General features: G+C 47.0%; 2 protein-coding genes and 1 pseudogene. All 3 read right to left on the bottom strand.

Going from position 1 to position 6828, the window contains the following annotated elements:
* Window positions 1-102 precede the first annotated feature (102 nt).
* The 3 genes and pseudogenes from GZ78_RS26860 to GZ78_RS30760 all read right to left on the bottom strand — a co-directional run bounded on the left by GZ78_RS26860 (window position 103) and on the right by GZ78_RS30760 (window position 6173).
* Window positions 103-522, bottom strand: a complete 420-nt coding sequence (locus tag GZ78_RS26860; RefSeq protein ID WP_152558987.1) for a hypothetical protein — start codon at window positions 520-522, stop codon at window positions 103-105.
* A gap of 81 nt (window positions 523-603) precedes the next feature.
* Window positions 604-1022, bottom strand: a pseudogene (locus tag GZ78_RS26865) (DUF4277 domain-containing protein); the annotation flags it as partial.
* A gap of 246 nt (window positions 1023-1268) precedes the next feature.
* Window positions 1269-6173: a collagen-like protein gene (locus tag GZ78_RS30760; protein WP_051786605.1), complete on the bottom strand. Its 4905-nt coding sequence runs from the start codon at window positions 6171-6173 to the stop codon at window positions 1269-1271.
* Between the last annotated feature and the right edge of the window lie 655 nt (window positions 6174-6828).

Raw genomic sequence — 6828 nt, forward strand, 5'->3', positions numbered from 1 at the left:
AAAACATGAATAATGATGAGCAGGCCAATAAGTATCTGGAGTTCATTATTCAGAAATTTCCTGACCACCGTATTGCTAAAGAAGCCTGGGAGTACCGGAAAGTTATTGAGTCGTTGTCAGCGACGACAGAAGCTTGATCAGATTCTGATAGCGCTGGTCATTCTTGCCGCGATAGTGGCTGGCCAGCTCTTCTATGCAGGGTATCAGGCTCTCTTTCTCCTCTGTGATGGCAAAGGCTGTTTGAATAACGTGAAAAGCCTCGGAGTAGTAATTCGATTTGATCAGGCGGTTGACCCAGAATGCGCTCAGTTTTCCATTTTTAAGCAGTGTTGGAGATTCGCAATAAGAAGGGCTGATTGAGGCGAGTAGGGTGATGTTTGCTTCTGTTCTGGGTAATTTAATAATGGACAGAGTCAGCTGATGGAAGCTTTTATTGCAGTGTAGGTCTTCTTCATCGACTTCCGACTCACTGTTATACCCATCGCCTTTCAAGTTGCTACGTTGTTGCCAGCGTTTGCTCACCCTGATCACCTACTACTTGTAGGCTCACAGGGCTTCGCTCACTTGTCGCCTAGTAGCATCTTGAAATCCAATGGGTATATGGCCATCCACATGAAAGCTGGTTGAATCAAGGTTCAGAGCATTACACGGCAGTTTTAAGACATTAACGGCCTTGACAGCCAGTGACAAATAGACCTCACTTACACCCAGTTCAAAGATCTGATCCAGAGCTCTGCCGAGCACGCTTTCGTTGATATGTTCTGGTTCTATACTTGGCCGAATAAGTTTATCCAGTGGCTTGTCGGCGTGGAGCTCAGGGAACATGTGTAGTGTACGAGAAGTGAAGCCCAGCCCGTTAAGCAGCATTGAGACAACGGTTTCTCCGAAGGAAATCTTTCTGTTTTCAGATTGGTTGGGAGCCAGAGAATCCAGCAGATTAGCGATTCCGAGCTCCTTGCACATCCCGGTCACTAGACCTGTATGGGGTCGATGCGTTGAATGTGAAATTGATGAGGTTGCATGACATATGCTCAGTCTGAAAATTTTTTACATTTTAGATGGTTTTGGAAAAGTCTTAGATTAAGTGCTGAATGACAGTTTAAGGTCATTATCAAAACTTTTCCTTGCATCGCGGGGCGGACCAGATATGACCCTGGAGCTTTAACAGCGAGTTTTTGGCTTGTATGTGACTCCAAAAACCTGCGATTTCAGGGGGAAGTTAGTGCTAAATGAAATCGCCCTGTCATCTGTGCCTCAGACGGAAGAAACTACTTGCTGATGCAATATTTATAAATGCCAGCAAAAGTTAAAACAACTGCTCCAAAGATTGCAAAATCACCGACAAGGCCACCGACAAAGCCACCTATCTCGGCGTCACTCCAGCCTGCATTGGAGCTATCTGACTCCAGATTCGATTGTGTTAACCAATCCTGCTCGCTGGCCGACCAAACCTGCAAACTGTCGGCGTTCAAACCCTCTATAGCAAAGGCTTGTACAGTTTTATTAACAGGATCAACATCAAACCCCATGATTTCACTCAACACATTTAGAGCGGTTGCACTCTTATGCAGAATATTATTGACTGGATCAAATCGAAACCAATGTGTCGCAACATCAGTTCTAATCAGGAGGTGCAACCAAGGCTCACTGTATGGGTCTTCTGTTATTTCTACTTGTTCAATGGTTTGATCCATTAACCAATCATCAATGAGATAAGAGGGGTAATCTTTTACACTCAAGAGATAGTTTGACAATTCAGTATGATTTAAAAATCCACAATTTAGCCACCACTCGCCATTGCTACGAGCAAGCAATGAATAACTATCCAAACTGACGACACCCGCCAGAGCTTTGCCAACAAAATAATACTTAATCCGTTTTGGTTTCCAGCTTTGTTTATTGTCGTCCAATTGGTAGCTGAGCAGTACATTGTTGTGTCGAGTCGACAAGTATAGATCCCCTCCTCTTTGGTTGAGTAGCATGAATTTACGATTAAACGATCCCAGAGAAGGCAGCATGGTTAACCCCGCCTCTTCACTCCATCGGTGAACTTTATTTTCGCTGACCAGAAACCAATAGCCTTCGTGAAATGTTATGCTCGAAGGAAGCGAATCAATCTCAATTGCCGGCGATGCTTCAATCAGGATAGATTTGTCTCCCACAGTTGCCCTGCGGAAAGTATGCAAATGATGAGTAGTACTATTATCGGACTGAGGTTCTAAAGAGAGCATGGTGTCGTTGTGAAAGGCCGCAACAGACTCAGGGCTGACCCGGTAGTGAGTGAAGCAATCGGGGGTGTCATGCCAGAGTCGCTTATACAAAAGAGCCTGATGTCGACTAATCCGCTGTGGTTCCGAGGTGCAGCGAGGATAACAGAGTGAGTCATCACCAGAATCGCCACCGTCATTATTGTGAGCAAAATACAGCGCTTCCAGTTTAACCGGATAGGGTTGGCAGTGCTCTCTAATATGCCACAGCTCAAAATTGAGTCCTTTATAATTGCTTGCGTTTCGTAGGTCTGCATCTGCCAGCCCTTCTTGGATATGGTCTGCGCTGAAGATGATAGCTGGCAAGTCAATGGCGCTGCCAGGCGCCTTCGTGAACGTACCTGGTTCACCGTAGTTGCCAGACAACCCCTGTTCTCCTGCAATTGCTGTATTTTTAATGTCAGGTTGAGTAAAGTTATCTGGCTGCTTATCCTCGACAAATAAAACAAGTCCGGGCTCTCCTGCTTGACCACCCTCACCAGGCTTTCCCGGATACCCTTCCAGACCGGGCTGCCCCAGTTTGTTGTAACCCTGAACGAACTGACCGCCAATCACCAGTTGGTGCAGGGTGTCGTTATTGGAATGTATGATCAACCCTATCCGACCAGGCATTCCAGATTGGCCGCCGTTGCCTCCATCCCCTCCATTACCGCCACGACCTCCATCGCCTCCGGAACCGGGCAAATAATCTGGCTGATAATCTGTTGTGTTAAAAAGCACTGAGCCCCCCATCGAACCTTGCCCCCCCATACCGCCATCTCCCCCTGAGCCTCCATGCCCACCATTTCCGCCATCACCAGAAGTGACGGAAACATTATTATGGGAAACCACGTATGAGTATTCGGATTTACTGGATACGCCTGAAAGAATACTACTGTGCACCCCGGGGGACCCTGAAGCACCCGCTTCGCCAGCCGTGCCATTGTTACCTGGATAGCCAATGTAGCCCTTCGGGGATTCTATTATCCCGGGTTCGACCTCAGGAGTGATAGCTGGAGGAGGAGCGGGCGTAGCAGGCTGAGAACCGTCCATACCCTCAGAACCATTCATACCGTTCAATCCGCTTTCGCCATAGACATCGGTAGCAATTTCTATGTTCCGGAAGTGATCAGATTCGGAAAGCCCTACCAAGGCAGATGCCCAGGATTCTTTGCCGTTCAGAGCTTTGCCAAGTACTATCCCTCCCATAAGACGCAAATTTTCAAACAGGGAGTTTTTTGACTCGCTTGCCAGCAGCCCGCTGTATGGGAATCCTGATACGAAAGAATCATAGAATGTCAGGTTGCCAATGCTGGCATTGACAGTGCGGTGGAAAAGCCCTCCACCATTCAGAGGTGGGATGCCGGTATAATTGAGTCCATAAATTGCGTGATTTCTGCCATCCAGCCTCCCCCTGAACTCTTCAATACGTTGATCCGCATTGTGCAATCCGTAAATATCTTCTGCCAGATAGAAATGACCATCTGGGTTTCGATGGATTTCGGAAACGTTATGGTTGTAAATCGGATCCTGAGTTACCCCCGTAAGCTGATATACAGTTTTAAGAGAGGAAACAGGCAGGTGAAGAGTGGTTAAAATATCCCAGTTATCAACATTGCCTCTGGTACCAATTCCTGTCACTGAGAGGCTAAGCGTCGACCCAGCACCTGCTGCCTCAAGACCAGTAATTTTCTCAAGACCATCAGGCATAAACTCAGCAGTACGGATGATTTCATTCTGCTCTGTCAATGGCAGCAATGTAATCTGGTTGTTGTTATGGCCGACCACATGCAGGGTATTTTCATACCAGAAAAGCCGAATGGTGTCGAAGGACACCTTTCCTGCTAGCCAGTCTGTTAATATTATTTGTTTCACAGCATTGCCAGAACTATCCAACCGGTAGATGGGGGTATCACCATCCGCATTCTGGCCAAGAATATAAAGGTACTGCTCAGCTATTACAGCTTGGACATTATGCAGGGGCTCAGGTAAGGATAGGGCGATCTGCTGGTGCCAGAGGTTTGTTACTTCTTCATAGCTCCATTTGAGCAGTTGCTGCTTTTCTTCCTGACGAGTCAGTAGCCAGAGCTGGTTATTAAGCTGGGTTAGTACTCGCTCTATTTGGTACCCGTTATCAATAATGTGAGGGATAAGCTTGTTGCTCGGGGTCAGTAACCAGAAAGTATTCTCGCTGAACAATAGCACCTGCTTCTTCCAAAGGAGCAGGTCAATTCCTCGCGAGGGCAGGGTAAAATTCAGATCACCTGCCTCAAATGGGGCTGAATCATCATCGGTTCGAAAAAAATCGGTGAAACGACTTGTATCGCCTTCCTTAGAGCGCCAAAGCAAAAAGTGCCTGCCGTCGTTAGTTGTTTTGTGGGCTGTAATAAACAGCCCTTCTGGAGCCCACTGATTAAAGACAGAGTCAGGAGCAGGAGCTTGTGTGCTAATGACTGATGGGCTGCCATCGGTCATAGGTCGGAGGAAATCGGCAAAATAGCCTGCTAAAACTGTCGCCCAGTTGGTACCATTGTCAAGTGGCTGATCTATGCTCGGTTGCAGTTTATACTCAGGAACACGTGGATAGGCGAAATCATTACCATAATTCAAATAGGGTTCTGCGGGGATGTACAAAGGTCCCAGAGCTAATGGGTATGGATAGTATCCTTCTTGAAGGCGCCAGTCTTCCTTGCCTAAATTGGCAAAGGTTGCAGGCTGCTTGAGCTGCTCGGATGAATAGCCATCACTGGTATTGACAAGGTCTTTGTGGAAGTAATTGGATAAGCCGGCAAAAGACGGCAATGTTTCAGTCAGACTAACAAAGCCGCCTTCACCGACCAAGCCGTTAGAACCTGCTGTACCATTTTTCCCGTTAAACCCTTTGACCATTCCGCTACCAGCTGAGCCTCCGGGCCCCCCGCTGCCAGCTATGCCGTACATCCCTCCCTTATCAACGGAAAAATTGGCATTCAGTAACAGTGAATCTCGCAGGACTGTCTCATTCCAACGACCAAACAAACCGACATTGCCGCCACTTCCTCCATCACCTCCATCCCCTCCATCACCTCCATTACCTCCTTGTCCCCCTATACTGTTGCAGCAGTCGGGAGCGTTTCCTCCAGTACCACCAGATCCTCCATTACCACCGTTGCCACCCGTTCCTCCTATGCCTCCGAGCAGTGTGCTGTTACCTCTCACTACTATGCGTTCAAAAGTTGTACCTTCAGCGTCACCAACCAATACGCCAATACTGACACCGTCTCCGCCCTTGCCTCCTATAGTGCCACTAGTACCACGTCTACCACCACTCCACCACGTGCCAGTCGATCCCTTATTACCATTCAAGCCTCTCGCCCCAGTCTTGCCTCTACCGCCAAATACTTCTATGGCGATTTCAACGTCACTGAATGAGCTATTGGTTGCCTTACCAGCAAGAGTGCCAGCATAGGGCGTCGAGCTATTGCCTGCTAGCCCGATAATCATACCACCCATTACCCGCACGTTTTCCACCACGCTATTCACTAGTTCCCCTGCCAGCAGCCCTGAGTATTCAAAACCAGAAATATCGCTGTCGTAAAAGGTCACATTGCCAATATGAGAGTTTTGGGTGCGATGAAATAGACCGCCATAGTGATTTGGAGATATGCTGCGAGCACTAAGGTTTAGTTGAAAAAAAGCGTGATTATTGCCATCAAGCCAGCCAGTAAATTTTTCCGGTCGCTCATTTATGACAAGCGACGAGCCGTTGATATTTTCCGCAAGGCGGAAAAAACCTGAGGGCTGAAGGTAAAGTTCGCTGATATTGTGATTGTATAAAGATTGAAACTCGCTTGCCTCAACCGATTCAAGGCTCCACATGTAAAAGAGAGTGAAAGCACTCATGGTTAGTTGCTTGCGACTACCAGCTCTTTTCAAAAAGAAACTCATTAGCAAAACTCCAGATCTGAGATTCACCACATAACCTGATATTTATTAGATATCTGCTATTGCAATACTTCGGACAATTTTTCTGAGAGTTTGACCATGAGAGAAATCAGCGAAAATAGAGAAACGTAACCCTCTGCCCGCTGATATTTTTCTCTCATGGAAGCATAGTAAAGAGCGCTTTGGACGCTATGTCCACTGTCAGTCTTCTCCAATATGAAATGAGCCTAAAGGAGCCGATTTTTTCCTTACCATCTCGGGGCTGGGACGACAAAATCGCTTCCACGGTGAGTATTCTGTGCTCGACTTTAGAGAATTATAAGCACTAAAGTTTTATATTTTTCGAACTCGAATAAGGTTAAGCAACCGTTTCAATCATCACAAAAAAACGGTTGCCATGCTCACTTCAGAACAGAAAGTTATCCTCCGAGAGCTTTCTCTATCTACGATATTTCTTACAGGAGCGCTATCATTACTTGCTGCACCAACGTTCTGCGAGTTGCTTCTGGGCAGCATGATTTCTGGCGAAGGCTTTCTTACACTGGCTCTTCTGGCTCTTCTGGCGGTTTGATATTCATGCGTGAAGGTCGCGAAGAAGAGGCTTTGAAGATTACCAAGCAGGCTTTGGAGCGTGACCGTTCAGATATTCAACTGAATA

The sequence above is a fragment of the Endozoicomonas numazuensis genome, from assembly GCF_000722635.1.
Taxonomy (GTDB): Bacteria; Pseudomonadota; Gammaproteobacteria; order Pseudomonadales; family Endozoicomonadaceae; genus Endozoicomonas_A; species Endozoicomonas_A numazuensis.